This window comes from Billgrantia hypersalina (genome assembly GCF_052584175.1).
This window is the reverse complement of record NZ_JBMIQI010000007.1, coordinates 77,296-96,315: the sequence shown is the minus strand read 5'-3', so window position 1 is coordinate 96,315 and position 19,020 is coordinate 77,296. Positions and strand designations below refer to the sequence as shown.

General features: G+C 66.8%; 16 protein-coding genes and 1 tRNA gene. 9 read left to right on the top strand and 8 right to left on the bottom strand.

The genetic code is table 11. From position 1 onward, the window contains the following. The first annotated feature begins 95 nt into the window (after positions 1–95). Both fdhA and ACOJCM_RS04495 read left to right on the top strand, forming a co-directional pair. Entirely contained in the window at positions 96–1,289 is a 1,194-nt protein-coding gene (fdhA, locus tag ACOJCM_RS04500) for a formaldehyde dehydrogenase, glutathione-independent (RefSeq protein ID WP_445210866.1), read from the top strand. Positions 1,290–1,441: 152 nt separating this feature from the next. Beyond that, positions 1,442–1,681 (top strand): hypothetical protein, encoded by a 240-nt coding sequence (locus ACOJCM_RS04495; protein ID WP_445210865.1) that lies wholly within the window; start codon positions 1,442–1,444, stop codon positions 1,679–1,681. 88 nt (positions 1,682–1,769) lie between these two features. Here the strand turns inward: ACOJCM_RS04495 and ACOJCM_RS04490 are convergent, their stop codons facing one another. After that, entirely contained in the window at positions 1,770–3,056 is a 1,287-nt protein-coding gene (locus ACOJCM_RS04490; protein ID WP_445210864.1) for an aromatic ring-hydroxylating oxygenase subunit alpha, read from the bottom strand. Positions 3,057–3,381: 325 nt separating this feature from the next. Between ACOJCM_RS04490 and ACOJCM_RS04485 the strand changes: the two genes are divergently transcribed. Then, complete coding sequence (locus ACOJCM_RS04485) at positions 3,382–4,488, top strand: FAD-binding oxidoreductase (protein WP_445210863.1); 1,107 nt, start codon at positions 3,382–3,384, stop codon at positions 4,486–4,488. A 19-nt stretch (positions 4,489–4,507) separates the two neighbouring features. On the opposite strand, the gene ACOJCM_RS04480 is transcribed toward ACOJCM_RS04485, so the two are convergent. Then, a complete protein-coding gene (locus tag ACOJCM_RS04480) occupies positions 4,508–5,581 on the bottom strand; it encodes a substrate-binding domain-containing protein (RefSeq protein WP_445210862.1) in 1,074 nt (357 codons plus the stop codon). 180 nt (positions 5,582–5,761) lie between these two features. Between ACOJCM_RS04480 and ACOJCM_RS04475 the strand changes: the two genes are divergently transcribed. The 6 genes from ACOJCM_RS04475 (at position 5,762) to ACOJCM_RS04450 (ending at position 12,823) form a co-directional block, all read left to right on the top strand. Then, a complete protein-coding gene (locus tag ACOJCM_RS04475) occupies positions 5,762–6,253 on the top strand; it encodes a formate dehydrogenase subunit gamma (RefSeq protein WP_445211021.1) in 492 nt (163 codons plus the stop codon). Then, complete coding sequence (locus ACOJCM_RS04470) at positions 6,253–7,818, top strand: formate dehydrogenase beta subunit (RefSeq protein ID WP_445210861.1); 1,566 nt, start codon at positions 6,253–6,255, stop codon at positions 7,816–7,818. Before ACOJCM_RS04475 ends, ACOJCM_RS04470 begins: the two co-directional genes overlap by 1 nt. Positions 7,819–7,835: 17 nt before the next feature. Next, entirely contained in the window at positions 7,836–10,757 is a 2,922-nt protein-coding gene (fdhF, locus tag ACOJCM_RS04465) for a formate dehydrogenase subunit alpha (protein ID WP_445210860.1), read from the top strand. Then, the gene (gene fdhD / locus ACOJCM_RS04460; protein WP_445210859.1) at positions 10,750–11,574 is read left to right on the top strand and encodes a formate dehydrogenase accessory sulfurtransferase FdhD; all 825 of its coding nucleotides are present in this window, start codon (positions 10,750–10,752) and stop codon (positions 11,572–11,574) included. Before fdhF ends, fdhD begins: the two co-directional genes overlap by 8 nt. Before the next feature lie 5 nt (positions 11,575–11,579). Continuing rightward, positions 11,580–11,825 carry a formate dehydrogenase subunit delta gene (locus ACOJCM_RS04455; RefSeq protein WP_445210858.1) on the top strand — a complete coding sequence of 82 codons (246 nt, stop codon included), beginning with the start codon at positions 11,580–11,582 and terminating at the stop codon, positions 11,823–11,825. 392 nt (positions 11,826–12,217) lie between these two features. Next, entirely contained in the window at positions 12,218–12,823 is a 606-nt protein-coding gene (locus ACOJCM_RS04450) for a L,D-transpeptidase family protein (RefSeq protein WP_445210857.1), read from the top strand. Between the two features lie 27 nt (positions 12,824–12,850). Here ACOJCM_RS04450 and ACOJCM_RS04445 read toward each other — a convergent pair. The 6 genes from ACOJCM_RS04445 to fdxH form a co-directional block, all read right to left on the bottom strand. After that, positions 12,851–12,946: transfer RNA gene (locus ACOJCM_RS04445), tRNA-Sec, on the bottom strand. A 28-nt stretch (positions 12,947–12,974) separates the two neighbouring features. Continuing rightward, complete coding sequence (gene selB, locus ACOJCM_RS04440; RefSeq protein WP_445210856.1) at positions 12,975–14,900, bottom strand: selenocysteine-specific translation elongation factor; 1,926 nt, start codon at positions 14,898–14,900, stop codon at positions 12,975–12,977. Further along, a complete protein-coding gene (selA, locus tag ACOJCM_RS04435) occupies positions 14,897–16,342 on the bottom strand; it encodes an L-seryl-tRNA(Sec) selenium transferase (RefSeq protein ID WP_445210855.1) in 1,446 nt (481 codons plus the stop codon). Before selA ends, selB begins: the two co-directional genes overlap by 4 nt. A gap of 101 nt (positions 16,343–16,443) precedes the next feature. Next, positions 16,444–17,382 carry a formate dehydrogenase accessory protein FdhE gene (gene fdhE / locus ACOJCM_RS04430; RefSeq protein WP_445210854.1) on the bottom strand — a complete coding sequence of 313 codons (939 nt, stop codon included), beginning with the start codon at positions 17,380–17,382 and terminating at the stop codon, positions 16,444–16,446. Continuing rightward, the gene (locus tag ACOJCM_RS04425; protein WP_445210853.1) at positions 17,379–18,068 is read right to left on the bottom strand and encodes a formate dehydrogenase subunit gamma; all 690 of its coding nucleotides are present in this window, start codon (positions 18,066–18,068) and stop codon (positions 17,379–17,381) included. Before ACOJCM_RS04425 ends, fdhE begins: the two co-directional genes overlap by 4 nt. Beyond that, positions 18,065–18,994: a formate dehydrogenase subunit beta gene (gene fdxH, locus ACOJCM_RS04420; RefSeq protein WP_445210852.1), complete on the bottom strand. Its 930-nt coding sequence runs from the start codon at positions 18,992–18,994 to the stop codon at positions 18,065–18,067. Before fdxH ends, ACOJCM_RS04425 begins: the two co-directional genes overlap by 4 nt. Positions 18,995–19,020: the final 26 nt, after the last annotated feature.

The window sequence follows — 19,020 nt, the reverse complement described above, 5'->3', positions numbered from 1 at the left end:
TCGGGGTGTGGCGTAGGCTGGCTCGGTGGCGTCTCGCCATCCCTTGGCATCGGGCCCCGGCCCGGCCAGCCGCATAACAACGTAAGGAGCCAGCCATGAGCCAAGCCAACCGCGGAGTCGTCTACAAGGGCCCCGGCAAGGTCGACGTCGAAGCCATCCCCTACCCCGAGCTTGCCCTCGGCAATCGGAAATGCGACCACGGCGTGATCCTGAAGGTCGTGACCACCAACATCTGCGGCAGCGACCAGCACATGGTGCGCGGCCGCACCACCGCCCCCTCCGGCCTGGTGCTGGGCCACGAGATCACCGGCCTGGTGATCGAATGCGGGCGCGACGTGGAATTCATCCAGCCGGGCGATCTGGTCTCGGTGCCGTTCAACATCGCCTGCGGGCGCTGCCGCAACTGCAAGGAGGGCCGCACCGGCATCTGCCTCAACGTCAATCCGGCGCGCCCCGGTGCCGCCTACGGCTACGTCGACATGGGCGGCTGGGTCGGTGGCCAGACCGAGTACGTCATGGTGCCCTACGCCGACTTCAACCTGTTGAAATTTCCGGACGCCGACCAGGCCATGGAAAAGATCCGCGACCTGACTCTGCTGTCCGACATCTTCCCCACCGGTTTTCACGGCTGCGTGACGGCCGGCGTCGGGCCGGGCAGCACCGTCTACATTGCCGGAGCCGGCCCGGTGGGTCTGGCGGCGGCGGTCTCCGCCCAACTGCTGGGGGCGGCCTGCGTGATCGTCGGCGACATGATCGAGGAGCGCCTGGCCCAGGCGCGCAGTTTCGGCTGCGAGACCCTCGACCTGACCCAGGAAGGCGACATGGCCGACCGGCTCGAGGCAATTCTCGGCGAGCGCGAGGTCGACTGCTTCGTCGACTGCGTCGGCTTCGAGGCTCACGCCTGCGGCTGCAACCACGGCAAGGAGGCGCCGGCCACGGTGCTCAATTCGGCGATGCAGATGACTCGGGCCGGCGGCCAGATCGGCATTCCGGGGCTCTACGTGACCGAGGACCCGGGAGCGGCCGACGACGCCGCCAAGCAGGGCGCGCTGAGCATGCGCTTCGGTCTCGGCTGGGCCAAGTCGCACTCCTTCCATACCGGCCAGTGCCCGGTGATGAAGTATCATCGCCAGTTGATGCAGGCGATCCTGTTCGAAAAGGTCAAGATCGCCGATGCGGTCAACGTGCAGATGATCACCCTGGATCAGGCGCCGCAGGGCTACGCCGATTTCGACGGTGGCGCGGCCAAGAAATTCGTCATTGACCCCCACGGCAGCGTGGCCGCGTAAGCCGGGCGAATCCGAGCTGGCCGACACCGCGCCCTTAGCCGGCGCGGCTCGCCATTTCGGGGGAACGATCCCCACGGTAGCATGGCTGTCTGCTTGCCCAGCGGGTAATGTAGGCAGCCAACGATGGCCAGCGGCAGCGGGAGATGAGAGAGATGATGTTCGCCGACTTGATCGATGCGCAGGACTTCCGCGAGCGCCTGCTGGCGTTGGGCATCGACGTTCCCTCGAACGCCGATCCCGACACCAGCGCTCGGATCGCGGCGCAGCAGCATGCATGCCGTGCCGTGCCCGGCCTGCCGGCGCTGGTCGCTGGGCTCGAAGCGCAGACCGGCGTCATGTTGCCCGAGGTGCGCGAAGCGCTGGTGCGCTACCTGCGGCCTGCCGTGAGCTGACTGCGCTCTTCGGGGCGGCGAAGCCAGCCGGCATCAACGAATCGCCCCCGGCCTTGGCCGGGGGCGATTGTCATGGCAGGCGGAGAGTCTAGCCCTGAACCAACTGCAGGTGGGGGGCGCTGTGGCCCAGGTTCTCCCGCATCCGCTCGCTGTACCAGTCGACGAAATCGATGACGCCGAATTCGTAGGTTTCCGAGTAGGGGCCGGGCTGATAGGCCTTGGAGTTGATGCCGCGCTGGTTCTCCTCGGCCAGCCGCCGGTCCTGGTCGTTGGTGGCATCCCACACCCGGCGCATCTCTTCAGGCTTGTAGTCAACGCCTTCCACCGCATCCTTGTGTACCAGCCACTTGGTCGTCACCAGGGTCTCCTGCGGCCCCAGCGGCAGCACGCGGAACACGATGGCGTGGTCGCCCATGAAGTGGTTCCACGAGTTGGGCAGATGCAAAATGCGCAGCGAGCCCATGTCGGGGCTGGTCAGGCGGCCCATCAGTTTGCGGCAGGCCGGCTTGCCGTCCACGGTCATGGAGACCACGCCCTCCAGCAGCGGGGTGCGGGTCAGCCGGTTGCGCTTGCCAAAGCGCTTGAGCTGCCAGGGCACCTGCTGGTCGTCCCAGTCCGCCTGCTTCTTGGCGACCAGTGCCTTGTAGGCCGGCGTGGCGCGCGGGTCGTCGGTGTCGTCGAACTCCTGCAGCGAGTTGAGCAGCTCCGGGTGTGCGCCGTTGCAGTGGTAGCACTCGCGGTTGTTCTCGATTACCAGCTTCCAGTTGGCCTGTTCGACGATGCTCGACTCCACGGCCACCTTGACGTTGTCCATCTCGTAGGGCTCGAGGTAGTGCTCAAGGGTAACCAGGAAGTCGTCGATGGCCGGCGGCTGATCGGCCAGGCTGATGAACATGAAGCCGCCGCCGGTCTTGACGTGAACCGGCTTGAGGCCGTAGGCAGCCAGATCGAAATTATTACCCATATCGCTGCCGGCAAACAGCAGGCGACCGTCGAGCTCGTAGGTCCACTGATGGTAGGGGCAGACCAGTTTGGCGACCTTGCCCTTGTCGCTGACGCAGAGCCGCGAGCCCCGGTGGCGACAGACGTTGTGAAACGCATGGATTGCACCGCCGTCCCCGCGCACCAGGATCACCGGATTATCACCGACCTGCAGGGTCATGTAGTTACCCTTGGCGGGAATCTCGCAGGTCATGCCGGCGAACAGCCACTCCTTGCCGAAGATCTCCTGCATGTCCAGGGCGAACAGCCGGGCATCGTTGTAGAAGGGTTGCGGCAGCGAGAAGTTGCGCTCGCGCTCGGCAAGCATTCTGGCAGTGGCCTGACGCGCCGGATCCAGTGGATCGTCCAGGGGGGCTGTGGAGAGTGTGTCCATGGTAGCTTCCTCATTGCTGGCCGCGTCGGCGGCATCGGTCGAATTGTTGGTGTCGTCAGGTCCGGCGATGTGATTGTGCGGTATGCCGGTTACGGGTACGGCGAGTGTGGATCAGGCGCCGGGCGCCCAGTTGTCTGCCGACGACAAGCATGAATGCAGGCGCGACGGAGGAAAGGGGAAAAATCATATCGGGTGGGAGTCATGGGCATGCCCGTGTCGCAGTCAGGCAAGTCGGGCCCTTGCCGACTGACGCAGAATTCGTTCAACGGCAGGCGGTGTTCCGCAGTCGGAGCCTTCCAAGCTGATCAATGCCAGGCGACTCGACATGACCATGAACTTCCTCAACCCCGTCACGACCCAGACCTGGACCAACGGCCGCCATCTGGTGCGCTGCGTCAAGGTCATCCAGGAAACCTGGGACGTCCGCACTTTCTGCTTCATGGCTGAGCAGCCGGTGATGTTCTTCTTCAAGCCAGGGCAATTCGTGACCCTGGAACTGGAGATCGACGGCGAGCCGATCATGCGCTCCTACACCATCTCCAGTTCGCCATCGATCCCCTACAGCTTCTCGATCACCGTCAAGCGTGTGCCGGGCGGGCGGGTCTCCAACTGGCTGCACGACAACATGAAAGTGGGGGACGAGCTGGCGGTGCACGGCCCGGTGGGCAACTTCAACTCGATCGACTTTCCCGCCGACAAGGTGCTGTTCCTCTCCGGCGGCGTGGGCATTACCCCCTTGATGTCGATGACACGTTGGTTCTTCGACACCAACGCCAACGTCGATGTCGAGTTCATCCACAGCGCCCGTGCCCCGCGTGACATCATCTTCCATCGCGAGCTCGTGCACATGTTTTCGCGAATTCCCGAGTTCAAGCTGCACATCGTGTGCGAACAGAAGGACGATGTCGGGGAGGCCTGGGCCGGCTATCGCGGGTATCTGACCCAGCCGATGCTGGAGCTGATGGCGCCGGACTTCCTCGATCGCGAGATCTTCTGCTGCGGCCCGACGCCGTACATGAACGCGGTCAAGCGCATCCTGCGCGACAACGGCTTCGACATGAGCCATTACCACGAGGAGTCCTTCGGCGCCACGCCACTGGACGTGCGCGAGGACGTGCTGGAGCTGGCCGAGCAGGCCGAAGCAGAGGCCGAGGAGATCGATTACGCCGACATGCTCAGCGTCGAGTTCACCGGCTCGGGCAAGAGCGTCCGCATTCAGCCGGGCGAGACGGTGCATGCCGCTGCCGCCAAGCTCGGTCTGCACATTCCCAAGGCCTGCGGCATGGGCATCTGCGGCACTTGCCGGGTGGGGCTCAAGTCCGGCGAAGTGGACATGGAGCACAACGGCGGCATCACCGAGGAGGATATCGAGGAGGGCTACATCCTCTCGTGCTGCAGCAAGCCGCGGGGTGACGTGGTGGTCGATTACTGACCCCTGGCACGAGCGAGGCTCAGCCTTGGCGGGCTTCGGCGAACAACGCGTCGACGCTGCATATCTCGCCGCAGCGATCCGGGGAATAACCCGGCAACTCGCTGACGGCCTCCTGGAACGAGTCACTGCGGATCATCGTCAGCAGGCGCTGGACGCTGGGCTCGGCGAGGCTCTTGCGCTGGCACACCAGCAGGTAGTGCTCGGTGGCGAGCGGCAGGAATTCCAGCCCGAACTGGTGGGCGGCGGCTTCGACCCCGAAGCCGACGTCGGCCATGCCGGCGGCAACATAGGCGGCCACGGCGGAGTGGGTGTACTCCTCCAGCTCGAAGCCCGGGATTCGCTGCGACGAGAGGCCGGCGTCGCGCAGCAGGATGTCGAGCAGCGCTCGGGTGCCCGAGGCCTGCTGGCGGTTGATGAAACGCACGTCGCCGCGCGAAAGGTCGGCCAGGCCGTCGATGCCGCAGGGATTGCCCGGCGCCACCATGAGCCCCTGGCGGCGGGTGATGAAGCGGATGATGCTGTGGCCGCGCGGTCTGAGCTGGCGGCGATAGCTCGGCATCAGCGGGCCCTGGGTCGCCGAGGTCGGCATGTGATAGCCGGCCACGTCGCAGGCACCGCGGTTGAGGGCGGCAAGCGCCTCCGCCGGGCTGCAGTATTGCAGGTCGAGCTGGAACGCCTTGGCGAAGCGGGGCAGCAGCGCCACCGCATAGCCGTGGCTGGCATGCATGCGCAGCACTGGCTCGACCCCCTCGAGCAACTGCTGCAGCTCGAGGTTGAGTTCCGACCCCAGGCTTTCCAGCTGGGGGCCGAGCCGTGCGGACACTCGCTGGCGGGCCCACAGCAGCTTTTCGCCCAGCGGCGTGAGCCGAGCGCCGCGGCCTTTTTGCATCTCGACCAGGGCGACGCCGAAGAATTCCGCCCATTTATTGAGCAGGTTCCAGGCATGGCGGTAGGAAATGCCGGCCTCGGCGGCGGCTTCGGTCAGCTTGCCGTTACGGTGAACGCCCTGCAGCAGCCCGAACAGTTGTGGATCCAGGCGGTTACCCGCCTCGTCGGTGAATGACCAGGCCGGTTCGATTCGAATGCGTTTCATAGGAAGTATATTTCATATTTTGAAAGGGAGGCGCAACTGCTACTTTGCTTCTATACGGGTGCCTGGATTTCGCACCGTTTAAGATTTGAATATATGCAAAACAGTTCATAACTAGCAATAGCGAATTGACGGAGCCGGTCGAGGGCTCCCGCAGGTTCGTTGCGAGGCCTGACCATGCCCATGAGTGCTTTTACCCCCTACACCCCGGCGTTGCTGCAGCAGCAGATCGAGGCCCATCGACACAAGCCCGGCGGCCTGCTGCCGATCCTGCATGCGATCCAGGACCGCTTCGGATACATACCGCGCGAGGCGGTGCCGCCGATCGCCGAGTCGCTCCAGCTCACCCGGGCGGAGGTGCACGGCGTCATCAGCTTCTACCACCACTTCCGTACCGCACCGCCGGGTCGCCATGTGGTGCAGCTTTGCCGTGCCGAGGCGTGCCAGGCGCGCGGCTCGCGAATGCTGGAGCGCCACGCGCGAGAAACCCTCGGCATCGATTTCCACCAGACCACCGCCGACCGCGAGATCACCCTGGAGCCGGTCTACTGCCTGGGCAATTGCGCCTGCGGCCCGTCGCTGCGCATCGGTGACCGCATCCATGGTCGGGTCACGCCGGAAAAATTCGATCGTCTGGTCGACGAACTGACCGTGCAAGTGCTGGAGGTGGGCTGATGAGCGTGAAGATCTACGTGCCACGCGAAACCACGGCGCTGGCTCTCGGTGCCGACGAGGTCGCGGAACGCATCGAGGCGGAAGCGGCCGCCCGTGGCCTCGAGGTCGAACTGGTGCGAAACGGCTCGCGCGGAATGTTCTGGCTGGAGCCGCTGGTTGAGGTCGAGACCTCGGCGGGCCGCATCGCCTATGGCCCGGTGGAGGTCGGCGACGTGGCCGGCCTGTTCGACGCCGGGCTGCTCGAAGCCGGTTTGCAGGTAAGCGGAGCCCTCTCTTCCCTCTACCAGGGGCCGGTCGAGGCGATTCCCTACCTGCAGGCGCAGCAGCGCCTGACCTTCTCGCGCATCGGCGTCACCGACCCGCTCTCTCTCGATGACTACAGCGCTCACGACGGTTTCCGTGGCCTGCGCCGGGCCCTGGGCCTCGAGCCCCAGGCCATTGTCGACGAGGTCAAGGCTTCCGGCCTGCGCGGCCGCGGCGGGGCGGCGTTTCCCACCGGCATCAAGTGGCAGACCGTGCTCGATGCGCCGGCCGCCCAAAAGTACATTGTCTGCAACGCCGACGAGGGTGATTCCGGGACCTTCGCCGACCGCCTGGTGATGGAGTGCGATCCCTACATGCTGGTCGAGGGCATGACCATCGCCGGTCTCGCTGTGGGCGCCACCCAGGGCTATGTCTACCTGCGCTCGGAATATCCCCTGGCGCATGAGATCTTCAATGAAGCGATCGCCCGCGCCGAGGCTGCCGGCTATCTCGGCGCCGACATCCTCGGCAGTGGCCGGCGCTTCGATCTCGAGGTTCGCCTCGGTGCCGGCGCCTACATCTGCGGCGAGGAGACGTCGCTGCTCGAGAGCCTCGAGGGCAAGCGCGGCATGGTGCGCTTCAAGCCGCCGCTGCCGGCCATCGAGGGCCTGTTCGGACAGCCCACGGTGGTCAACAACGTGCTGTCGCTGGCGGCGGTGCCGTTCATTCTCGCCCATGGGGCCACGGCCTATGCCGACTACGGCATGGGGCGCTCGCGCGGCACCCTGGCGCTGCAGCTGGCCGGCAACGTCAAGCGCGGCGGGCTGGTGGAGCTCGCCTTCGGTACCTCCCTGCGCCAGCTGATGGAGGACTTCGGCGACGGCACCGCAAGCGGTCGACCGCTGCGCGCGGTGCAGGTGGGTGGCCCGCTGTGTGCCTACCTGCCCGAAAGCCAATGGGATTTGCCGCTCGACTATGAAGCCTTCGCCGAGGTCGGTGCGGGGGTCGGCCACGGCGGCGTGGTGATGTTCGACGACACGGTGGACATGGCCGAGCAGGCGCGCTTCGCCATGGAGTTCTGTGCGGTGGAATCCTGTGGCAAGTGCACCCCCTGCCGCATCGGCGCGGTGCGTGGCGTCGAGGTGATCGACCGCATCCGCGCGGGCGAACAGCGCGAGGAGAACCTCGAGCTGCTGGGTGATCTGTGCGAAACCATGGTGGACGGATCCCTCTGCGCCATGGGCGGCATGACGCCCTTCCCCGTACAGAGCGTGATGAAACACTTTCCCGAAGACCTGCAGCGCGACGCGCAGCCGCGTTGAGCGGGAGGAGGTACGACATGTTGCACTATTTCGACCCCAAGCAGACGTTCGATCCCCGGCACGCCTCGCCGGAGCGCGACTACGGCACCCCGGCACGGGTCTCCGAGACACTCGTCAGCCTCGAGATCGACGGCGTCGAGATCAGCGTGCCCGAGGGGACATCGGTGCTGCGCGCGGCGGCGCTGGCCGACATCAACATTCCCAAGCTGTGCGCCTCGGACAACCTCGAGGCGTTCGGCTCCTGCCGCCTGTGCGCGGTGCAGATCGAGGGCAAGCGCGGGCTGCCGGCCTCCTGCACCACCCCGGTCGAGCCCGGCATGCAGGTCACCACGCAGAACGCTCGGCTGGCCAAGCTGCGGCGCAACGTGATGGAACTCTACATCTCCGATCATCCGCTGGACTGCCTGACCTGCCCGGCCAACGGTGATTGCGAGCTGCAGGACATGGCCGGTGCCGTGGGCCTGCGCCAGGTGCGCTACGGCTTCGACGGCGAGAACCACCTGGCGGCCGAGACCGACGACTCCAACCCCTACTTCAGCTTCGACCCCAGCAAATGCATCGTCTGCTCGCGCTGTGTGCGCGCCTGCAACGAGGTGCAGGGTACCTTCGCCCTGACCATCGAGGGGCGCGGCTTCGACTCCAAGGTCGCGGCCGGGCAGAGCGAGGCGTTCATGGACTCCGAGTGCGTCTCCTGCGGCGCCTGCGTGCAGGCCTGCCCCACCTCGACACTGATGGAGAAATCGGTGATCGAGCAGGGCCAGCCGGAGCACAGCGTGGTGACCACCTGCGCCTACTGCGGGGTGGGCTGCTCGTTCAAGGCCGAGATGCAGGGCGATCGGGTGGTGCGCATGGTGCCGTACAAGGGCGGTGACGCCAACCACGGCCACTCCTGCGTCAAGGGTCGCTTCGCCTTCGGCTACGCCACCCATCCGGACCGGCTCAAGTCGCCGATGATTCGCGAGTCGATCGACCAGCCCTGGCGCGAGGTGGGCTGGGAAGAGGCGATCGCCTTCGCCGCCGAGCGGCTCAAGGCGATCCAGGCCAGGTACGGCCGCGAGAGCATCGGCGGCATCACCTCGTCGCGCTGTACCAACGAAGAGACCTACCTGGTGCAGAAGCTGGTGCGCACGGCATTCCGCAACAACAACACCGATACCTGCGCCCGGGTGTGTCACTCGCCCACCGGCTTCGGCCTCAAGGCGACGCTGGGCGAGTCCGCCGGTACCCAGACCTTCGATTCGGTGATGAAGGCCGACACCATCATCGTCATCGGCGCCAACCCCACCGACGCCCACCCGGTGTTCGCCTCGCAGATGCGGCGCCGCCTGCGCCAGGGCGCCGAGCTGATCGTCATCGACCCGCGACGCATCGACCTGCTCAAGACGCCGCATCATCGCGGCGCCCAGCACCTTGCGCTGCGCCCCGGCACCAATGTGGCGATGGTCAACGCCCTGGCTCACGTCATCGTCAGCGAAGGGCTGGAGGATCACGAGTTCATCGCCAAGCGCTGCGACGCGGCCGGCTACCAGGCCTGGCGCGAGTTCATTCTCGAGGCGCGGCACTCGCCCGAAAATGTCGAAGCGATTACCGGCGTGCCCGCCGCGCAGGTGCGCCGCGCCGCGCGTACTTATGCCAGTGCCCCCAACGGCGCGATCTACTATGGCCTCGGCGTCACCGAGCATAGCCAGGGTTCGAGCATGGTCATGGGCATCGCCAACCTGGCGCTGGCCACCGGCAACATCGGTCGCGAGGGCGTGGGCGTCAACCCGCTGCGCGGCCAGAACAACGTGCAGGGCTCCTGCGACATGGGCTCCTTCCCCCACGAGCTGCCGGGCTACCAGCACGTCGGCGAGGCCGCCGTGCGCGAGCGTTTCGAGGCGGCCTGGGGTGTTCCCATCGATGACGAGCCGGGGCTGCGCATCCCCAACATGTTCGACGCCGCCGTGGCCGGCGACTTCAAGGCGCTCTACGTCCAGGGCGAGGACATCGCCCAGTCCGACCCCAACACCCAGCATGTGGAAGAGGCGCTGCGCTCGCTGGAGTGCCTGATCGTGCAGGACATCTTCCTCAACGAGACGGCCAAGTTCGCTCATGTGCTGCTGCCGGGCTCCTCCTTCCTGGAGAAGGACGGCACCTTCACCAACGCCGAACGCCGCATCAACCGGGTTCGCAAGGTGATGCCACCCCTGGCCGGCAAGCAGGACTGGGAGGTAACCATGGACCTCTCCAATGCGCTGGGCTATCCCATGCACTACGATCACCCGTCGCAGATCATGGACGAGATCGCCAACCTCACGCCGAGCTTCGCCGGGGTCAGCTACACGCGGCTCGACGAGCTGGGTAGCATCCAGTGGCCGTGCAACGACGTGGATCCCGAGGGAACCCCGACCCTGCACGTCGAGGACTTCCCCATTGGCCTCGGCCAGTTCGCCATCACCGACTATGTGGAGAGCGACGAACTCAGCAACCGCCGCTTCCCGCTGCTGCTCACCACCGGTCGCATCCTCTCCCAGTACAATGTCGGTGCCCAGACCCGGCGCACCCACAACCAGGCCTGGCACGACGAGGACGTACTCGAGCTGCATCCCACCGACGCCGAGCTGCGCGGCGTGCGCGACGGCGACTGGGTCGGCATCACCAGCCGCGCCGGCCAGACGGTGCTGCGCGCACGGGTCAGCGACCGCATGCCGCCTGGCGTGGTCTACACTACGTTCCACCACCCGGGTAGCGGCGCCAACGTGATCACCACCGACAGCTCCGACTGGGCGACCAACTGCCCGGAGTACAAGGTGACCGCCGTGCAGGTCGAGAAGGTCAGCCAGCCGTCCGCCTGGCAGCGCCGCTTCGCGACGTTCGACAGGCTCCAGCTCGAACTGCTGCGCGGTATCAAGGACGAAGCGGGCGAGAACCGCCCCTCAGCGGAGCGCGCGAATGAATGACGCCCACAGCTCTTGCCAGGCGCCGGTCGAGGTGCACCGGGGTGCCAGCGCCGAGCGGCTGGAAGACAGCATCGCCGTGGAGATGCCGGTGGCGCTGGTTTACAACGGTATTTCCCATGCCGTGATGATGGCCACACCGGCCGACCTGGAGGACTTCGCCCTCGGCTTCAGCCTCACCGAGGGCATCCTGCACGTGGCGGAGGAACTCTATGGCGTCGAGGTGCGCGAGGAGGCCGCCGGCATAGCCGTGCACCTGGAGGTCGCCTCCCAGCGCTTCATGGAACTCAAGCAGCGTCGTCGCAGCCTGACCGGGCGCACCGGCTGCGGCCTCTGCGGCACCGAGTCGCTGGAGCAGGCGATCCGCCCGGTGGCACCGGTCGTGGCGCCGGAGGTCGGTGACGCTGCCATCCAGTACGCCCTGGAGGCGTTGAGATGGCACCAGCCGCTGCAGCGCGAAACCGGCGCCACCCACGGCGCCGCCTGGTGCGACCTGGCAGGACAGGTGCTCTCGGCGCGCGAGGACGTCGGCCGCCACAACGCCCTGGACAAGCTGATCGGCGCCTTGTCGCGAGAGCGGCTCGATCCGCAGCAGGGCTTCGCCCTGGTCTCGAGCCGCGCCAGCTACGAAATGGTGCAGAAGTGCGCCAATGCTGGTATCGGCTGTCTCGTCGCCGTGTCGGCGCCCACCTCGCTTGCCATCGAGCAGGCCCGCCAGGCAGGCCTGAAGCTGGTCGGCTTTGCTCGCTCGGGGCGCCACGTCATCTATCACCAGCCGGTGGCCGAAGCGCCGCCGGCCGTTCATGCAAGCGGAGGTTGATCGCCATGAGCCGCAGCCAGCTCGACTCCCTGATCCAGATGGCGAACCAGATCGCCGCCAACAATGTCCACTACGGCACCGCCGCCGCCGAGCGTGTCCACCTCCACCTGAAGAAGTTCTGGGCCCGCAGCATGAAGCAACAGATCGTCGATTACCTCCGGCGCGACGGCAGCGAGCTTTCGCCCCTGGCCAGGGAAGCTGTCGCGCTGTTGGCGGAAAGTCGTGAGGAGGCCGGCGCAGCCAGGGCGTAAGTCACCCCTCGCCGATGAACGCCCACGCCGCTTGTACGAACGAATAAAGCGGCTCCTTTTGCCCCGTTCTCCCCCTTTTGCCCTGACTAGCGTGTTGCTATATTCGACTCGTGCGTCTCATGGCCTGGCCGGTGGTCATGTCGGTGGGCCTCGGGCCCTGAGCGAAAGCCGACGCCGCGAGTGCCAAGTGCAGCAGTCCTGCGCTGCGCTCGCCCCTGCCATGCGATCGCATCCCGTCGAAGGGAGTCGTGCCATGCCTGTCATGGTGCGGGCCACGGCAGGCCTCAATAAATGACCGATCGGTGCCAAGCCGACACATAACGCCAATACGCACGGGCAGGGGCTGCATGAACAGGGCATTTCTCCAGGCTGCCGCCTTGACGGCAGGCTTCTTGACGTTTGGTCCGACGGCACAGGCCAACATTCCCGCTTCTCTCGATAACCTTGTCCCCGGCCAGCCGACGCTTTGGCAGGTGCTGGACGCCGTGGCCATGCCAGAGGGCCTGGCGGCCGACGAGGTCTGGCTCAGCATTGACCTGCGCAGCCGCCAGGTGCGCGTCCTGCGCGGCGAGACCGTGATCAAGCGCATCGAGCACCTGGCCTTCGGCGCTGGCGGTGCGGCACCGCTACGGGCCAAGGGCAGCGCCATGACGCCGTTGGGTGAGTTCCGTGTCGACCGCATCAACCGCGCCTCGCGCTTCGGGCTGTTCTTCGGCTTCGACTACCCCAACGCACAGGTCGCCGAGGAAGCGCTGCGAATCGGCCGCATCACCCTGCAGGAGTACTGGTACATCGAGAATTACCGTGCCCGTCATGGGCGAGCGCCGCATACCACCTCGCTGGGCGGTCTGATCGGTATCCACGGCCTGGGTCGTGGCGACCCCGAGGTGCATCGCAGCTTCGACTGGACCGAAGGCTGCGTGGCGGTGAGCAACGAGGAGATCCGTGCGCTCGATCCGTGGCTAAGGATCGGCACGCGGGTGGTTATCAGCGGCTAGGCAAAGCCTAGCGCCAACAAGGGGAGCTGGCGGAAGAGCGAGGGAGTCGAACCCTCCAGGGACCGCTGGCAGCCCCTGCCAGATTTGAAGTCTGGCCGCCCCACCGGGGGTCGATCCTCTTCCTTGAGCAAGTCGCCGGCAAGCGGGGCGGCTACTGCCACATGCTTTCGTTGCGAACCACGCGCTCGTCTCCGATGCGGCGTGTGTAGCCCACCTTATCAAAGAATTCGAGTATGTGAATGGCCAGCTTGCGACCGGTGTTGATGCAGTCGCGAAAGGCGGCTGCCCGGATCCTGCCGTGCTCATGCTCCAGCGCGCGCACCATGGTGCCCATCTCGGCCACCGTTTCGGCGCGGTAGAAATGGTCGCGACGCACCTGGTAGAGCCGGCCGAGGCGGGCGCAGGCATTGAGCACCTCGCGTATGCGCCCTTCGTCGAGGTTCTCGCTTGCCGCCAGGTCGCGCACCCGCGGCGGCTGGAAGGGGGTCGCGGCGATCAGCGGCTCGAGCTGCTGCCACAGCACTTCGTCAGCCTCGTCGAGCGTGGCGCTATGACCGGGCCGGGCGACAAAGGGGCCATGGGTTTCCAATTCGCCGCGCGCGACCAGCCGCGCAATCAGGTGTCGGCATACCGCCTCGGGCAGCTCGGGCATGGCCTGGCGGGCCAGCCGAGCACGCTCGGTGCCGAGCATCGAGGGCTCGCGTTCGTGGTTGGCTGCCACACATTCGATCAGGCGTTGCTCGAGCGTCGCGACCGCCTCAGCCGAGAAGCTCCGGGTGGCCTCTGGCGTGACGATCGTTTCTCCTCCCCAAGCGGTAACCGCCTCGGCCAGCGACGCCGCCTCGACGTTGGCGTTGCGTGCCAGGGCAAGGAGATCGATACCGTCGGGCCGGCGACGTAGCCCCTCCTTCAGCGCCGGGGCCAGGTCGAGCGGTGCGCTCGCGGCGCACTCGGCCAGCGCGGCGAGCCAGGCCAGCCGCGCGGGGCGGCGCTGGCCGCGCCGTGGCGGGTCGCCTTCGAGTACCAAGCCGCCTCCCAGGGTGGCGCGTGCGCTGGCGTCGCGCACCACGAAGCGGTCGCCCAGGCAGGCATGAACCGGGGTATCGAGGACGAGCTGACCCAACATGCGCTCGCCGGGTGCGAGGCGCTGGCCTTCGAGCAGCGAGACGCGGCCGTGGTAGCGCGCCACGCCCAGATGCACGTGTACCGGCGACCAGTGCCTGAGTTCGGGGGCGTTCTCGAGCAGCCGCAGGTCGACGTCGTAGCGCTGCAAAAGAGGTGTTTCCAGCCCCTCGGCCACGACCCAGTCGCCGCGGTGGATGGCGTCGCGGCTGATGGCGGCACCGACCAGGTTGAGCGCCACGCGGTCGCCCTGGCGCGCCGCATCGCTCTCGCGATGCTGGCGGCGCAGGCTGCGCACCCGTGCCGTGATGCCGGAAGGCTCCAGGCGAACCGCGTCGCCTTGGGTCACACGCCCGGCGAAGGCGGTGCCGGTGACCACCAGGCCGGCGCCTCGCTTGGTAAAGACCCGATCGACGGCAAGGCGAAAATGCCCCTGAACCGGAGTGTCGCGCTGGGTCGCCGCCCAGGTCCAGAGCCGGTCGCGCAGGGCTTTCACGCCCTCGCCGGTGTGGCTCGACACCTCATGAATCGAGGCGCCGGCCAGCGGGGTATCGCCTAACAGGGCGGTGACTTCATCATGCACCTGGCGCCTGCGTGCGGCGTCGACCCGGTCGATCTTGGTCACCGCCACCAGGCCGCGGTCCAGCCCCAGCAGGGTGAGAATCTCCAGATGCTCGCGTGTTTGCGGCATTACGCCGTCATCGGCCGCCACCACCAGCAGCACCGTGTCGACGCCGGCGCTGCCCGCCACCATGTGATGCAGGAAGCGCACGTGACCGGGCACGTCGACGAAGCCGAGTTCGATGCCCTCCTCCACTTCGGGATAGGCGAAGCCGGGCTCGATGGTGAGCCCGCGCGCCTTCTCCTCCTTGAGCCTGTCCGTGTCGATGCCGGTGAGGCGTTCTATCAGGGCGGTCTTGCCATGGTCGACGTGGCCGGCGGTACCGACGATCAACGTGAGCCTCCGTTGGCCCGGTGCGAGGCGGCAGCGTAGCAGCCGGGCAGCTCGGCCAGCTGATCGATGAAGGCCGCCTCGTTGTCGGCGCCCGCCAGGCAGCGCAGGTCGAGAAGCAGGGCGCCGTCACTGATGCGGCCGATAACCGGGCGAGGCAGCCGGCGTAGAGCCTTTTCCAGACGACGTAGGCAGCGTTCACGCTCACGACGTCCGCTGACGGTTGGGCGCCATGCCAACGCCCGGCTGGGCAGCCGGTCCACCGGCAGCGAACCGCTGCCGAGCTGGCTAGCGCAAGGCTCCAGGGTTACCACGAAGTCGCCAAGCAGCGCTTGAACGTGAGGCAGCAGGTGCTCGCCCACGGCGGCGATCTCCGCCTCCGGGCGTGTCAGCAGCGCCAGGGTGGGGATATCGCGTTCGGCGGCGTCGCTGTCGCGGTAGAGGCGCAGAGTGGCCTCCAGCGCGGCCAGGGTGAGCTTGTCCAGGCGCAGGGCGCGCTTGAGCGGGTGGCGCTTGATGGTGGCGATGGCTTCGTGGCGTCCGACGATGATGCCGGCCTGGGGGCCGCCCAGCAGCTTGTCGCCACTGAAGGTGACCACGTCGGCCCCGGCGGCGATGGCGTCGCCCGGTTGCGCCTCGTAGGGCAACCCCAGGGCGGCGAAATCGGTAAGCGCACCGCTGCCCAGGTCGACCAGAAAGGGAATGCCGTGGGCGTGGGCGATCTCGGCCAGGCGCACCTCCGGCACGTTCGCGGTGAATCCGGTGATGGCGTAGTTGGAAGTATGCGCCTTGACGATCAGCCCGGTCTGCTCGCCGATGGCGTTCTCGAAATCCCTCGAGTGGGTGCGGTTGGTGGCGCCGACCTCGCGCAGCTGGCAGCCCGCGGCCTGCATGATATCGGGCATGCGGAAGGCGCCGCCGATCTCGATCAGCTCACCGCGGGAGATCAGCGCCTCGCGGCCGGCACCCAGCGCACCCAGGGCCAGCAGCACCGCCGCCGCGTTGTTGTTGACCACGGTGGCCGCCTCGGCGCCGGTCAGCTCGCACAGCAGGCCCTCGACCAGGCGGTCGCGGTCGCCGCGCCCGCCGCTGTCCAGGTCATACTCCAGCGCCACGGGATGACGCGCCGCCTCGGCCATTGCCTCGATGGCCGCTTCGGCGAGCGGCGAGCGCCCCAGGTTGGTATGGATCACCGTGCCGGTGAGGTTGAACACGGCGCGGCTGGCGGGGCGCACCAGCTCGGCCAGGCGTGTCACGACGCGCTCGGCCAGGCTCTCGGCGCTGGGCGCGGCGCGCTCCGTCCGGCTCAGGCTGGCGCGCGTCTCGGCGAGGGTTTCACGGACGGCGCGCCGGGCGAGGCGATGGCCGTGGCGGCGGCGAGCCGCTTGCACGGTGGGATGTGCCAGCAGTGCATCCACCGCGGGTAGGGTACGTCGAACATCCATTGTCGTCTTCATGTCCATGCCGGAATCGGGCATCCCTGTTCAAGGGTTAGTCAATTCCTATGGCATAGCATGTCGGAGCGGGACGCGTCCAACGGGGTGGCTCAATCCTCGACGATCAATAGGGGGTTGAAGCCGCTGCGCCGGTAGCGCCCCTCCTCGCCGAGCAGCAGGTCGAGGGTCAGGCTGGCCAGGTCGTCCGCCAGGGGCTCGGCACTGGCATCCAGCGCGCGCGGGAAGATCTTGAGATAGCTGTCGCAATCGCCGCAGGCTTCGGCCTGGGCGGCGGCGGCGCCTTCATCTTCCCTCTCACCCGCTTCCGGTGCCAGGCTCAGGTAGTCCAGCTTGCCGCTCTGCTCGCATACGCTGCAGATGGAGCGCTCCAGGTACCACTGGGTAGCGCACAGGCCGCACTGCAGATAACGCACCCCCTGGCTTCGCGGCTCGGTCTCGATCACGCTGGCCACCGGCGGTGAGCCGCAGCTGGGGCACAGGGTACGCACTTCGCCGCTGGGCCGTGCCGGCACCTGGGGTAGGGAATGGGCCAGGCGCAGCCAGGCTACCTGCAGGGCAGCGGCAACCAGCGGCATCAGGCCCCGGGTTGGCACATCGCCGGCCTGGCCCGCCAGCACGTCCCGAGCCATGCGGGCCACAGCGTCACGCGGCTGGGTCCGCAGCGAATCGAGCAAGGGGCGTTGGGCCTGGCCCACTCGCAGCTCCAGCGCTGCGAGCAAACCCTCGAGCTCGCTGTCCAGGTCGATATCGCCCTGCAGTGCCTGGACGTTGAGTGGAGGCATGCCATGTTCCAGGGCCAGGGAGAAGGCCTCGGGTTCCGGCTGCCAACCCGGCGTGGTGTGCTCCAGCGCCACCTGCTGGGCCTGGGCCACCTGCGCCATGAAGCGCAGGAAATCGCCCAGCGGTTCGCTGCGCTCGGCGAGCGCCTCGAGGCGTCTGGCACGGCGGGCAAAGTGATCGGTGTCGGGCAGCCTGACCTCGTGAGGGTGCATGATCCCCGTGGGGGCGTTGCCGAAGGCGTGTGTCACGGCGACTCCTGTCCGGTATGGTCGTGGCGGCGGCTGATCTCGCGGTGCTTGCGCGCCTTCCTGCGTTCTTGCTCGTACCACAGGTCATGGTGATGGCGCGCCCAGGCCCAGCTGACCCGGCCGCGAACCATGGCCTGGAACGAACCCTTGACCCAGATACCCGAGTAGATGTGGATGATCAGGGTGATGATGGCCAGAAAACCGATATAGGCGTGCGTGGCGGCGGCCAGGCGGCGCACGGTGAGCGGCATGGCATCGGCGAAGTAGGGCTGCCAGAAGAACAGGCCGGAGAGCAGCAGCAGCGGAATGCATAGCAGCATGATCCAGTACACCAGCTTCTGACCGGCGTTGTTCTTGCCCACCGACGGCAACTTCTCGTCGCGATTGCCCAGGACGTCGCGGATCTGCTTGAGCCACTGGACGTCGTGGCGCTTGATCAGGCTTCCCTTGAAGAAGTGGATGGCCATGGGCACGAACATCACGGCCAGGAACAGGCCGATGTAGGGATGCAGAATACGGGTCATCGTCGGCCCGCCGAACAGCCCCGTCAACGACCAGAAGAAGGGGTGGAACAGGGGCAGGCCGCTGAGCACCAGCAGTACGAAGCTGATGGCCACGAGCCAGTGAAGGATGCGAATGCCCAGGCCGTAGCGCAGCAGCTCCGGGTCCGATTTGGCGCGGCTCATGGGCGCTCCTCCTCTTCTCTTTCGCGTTCGTCGTCGTCGCGCACCGCCTGTTCATCCTCTTCGCCGTACTCCTTGGGCCCGGCCGCGGCGTAGTGGAAAAAGCCGGTCAGGGCGGCAATCCCGATCGCCGCCGACATCAGCGGCTTGGTCACGCCCTTCCAGGCACTGACCAGCGGGCTGATCTGCGGATCCTCGGGCAGGTGACTGTAGATTTCCGGCTTGTCGGCATGCTGCAACACGTAGATCACATGCGTGCCGTCCACCCCCTCGGGATTGTAGACGCCGGCGTTGTCGTAGCCGCGACGCTTGAGGAAGTCGGTGCGGGTCTCGGCCAGATCGAGCATGTCATCGCGGGTGCCGAACATGATCGAGCCGGTGGGACAGGACTTCACGCAAGCCGGCTCCAGGCCGTGAAAGACGCGGTCGGAGCAGAGCGTGCACTTGTAGGACTTGCCGTCTTTCTTCGAGATGCGCGGCACGTCGAAGGGGCAGCCTTGCACGCAGTAGCCGCAGCCGATGCAGTGCTCGGAGTTGAAATCGACGATGCCATTGGCGTACTGCACGATGGCACCCGGGGCCGGGCACGCCTCGAGGCAGCCCGGCTCGGCGCAGTGCATGCAGTTGTCCTTGCGGATCAGCCACTCCAGATTGCCCTGCTCGTTCTCGTACTCGTCGAAGCGCATCACCTGCCAGGTGTCGGGCGTGAGGTCGAGAGGGTTGTCGTACTCCCCGACGCACTCGCCGACCTCGTCGCGCAGGTCGTTCCACTCGGCGCATGCCACCTGGCAGGCCTTGCAGCCGATGCAGCGCGACACGTCGATCAGCTTGGTCACGCGGTCGACGCCACCGGTGCGCTCGTGGGGTGAGGGTACCTGTGTCGCCGAGCGGGCGATGATGTTCTGCGTGTTGATCTGGTCGCCTCTCATTGATCGCCTCCTTGCGCCAGGCATTG

Bases quoted from the DNA above. Each gene is read 5' to 3' on its own strand.
- fdhA (WP_445210866.1), top strand. From the start codon at position 96: ATGAGCCAAGCCAACCGCGGAGTCGTCTACAAGGGCCCCGGCAAGGTC.
- ACOJCM_RS04495 (WP_445210865.1), top strand. From the start codon at position 1,442: ATGATGTTCGCCGACTTGATCGATGCGCAGGACTTCCGCGAGCGCCTG.
- ACOJCM_RS04490 (WP_445210864.1), bottom strand. From the start codon at position 3,056: ATGGACACACTCTCCACAGCCCCCCTGGACGATCCACTGGATCCGGCG.
- ACOJCM_RS04485 (WP_445210863.1), top strand. From the start codon at position 3,382: ATGACCATGAACTTCCTCAACCCCGTCACGACCCAGACCTGGACCAAC.
- ACOJCM_RS04480 (WP_445210862.1), bottom strand. From the start codon at position 5,581: ATGAAACGCATTCGAATCGAACCGGCCTGGTCATTCACCGACGAGGCG.
- ACOJCM_RS04475 (WP_445211021.1), top strand. From the start codon at position 5,762: ATGAGTGCTTTTACCCCCTACACCCCGGCGTTGCTGCAGCAGCAGATC.
- ACOJCM_RS04470 (WP_445210861.1), top strand. From the start codon at position 6,253: ATGAGCGTGAAGATCTACGTGCCACGCGAAACCACGGCGCTGGCTCTC.
- fdhF (WP_445210860.1), top strand. From the start codon at position 7,836: ATGTTGCACTATTTCGACCCCAAGCAGACGTTCGATCCCCGGCACGCC.
- fdhD (WP_445210859.1), top strand. From the start codon at position 10,750: ATGAATGACGCCCACAGCTCTTGCCAGGCGCCGGTCGAGGTGCACCGG.
- ACOJCM_RS04455 (WP_445210858.1), top strand. From the start codon at position 11,580: ATGAGCCGCAGCCAGCTCGACTCCCTGATCCAGATGGCGAACCAGATC.
- selA (WP_445210855.1), bottom strand. From the start codon at position 16,342: ATGGATGTTCGACGTACCCTACCCGCGGTGGATGCACTGCTGGCACAT.
- ACOJCM_RS04425 (WP_445210853.1), bottom strand. From the start codon at position 18,068: ATGAGCCGCGCCAAATCGGACCCGGAGCTGCTGCGCTACGGCCTGGGC.
- fdxH (WP_445210852.1), bottom strand. From the start codon at position 18,994: ATGAGAGGCGACCAGATCAACACGCAGAACATCATCGCCCGCTCGGCG.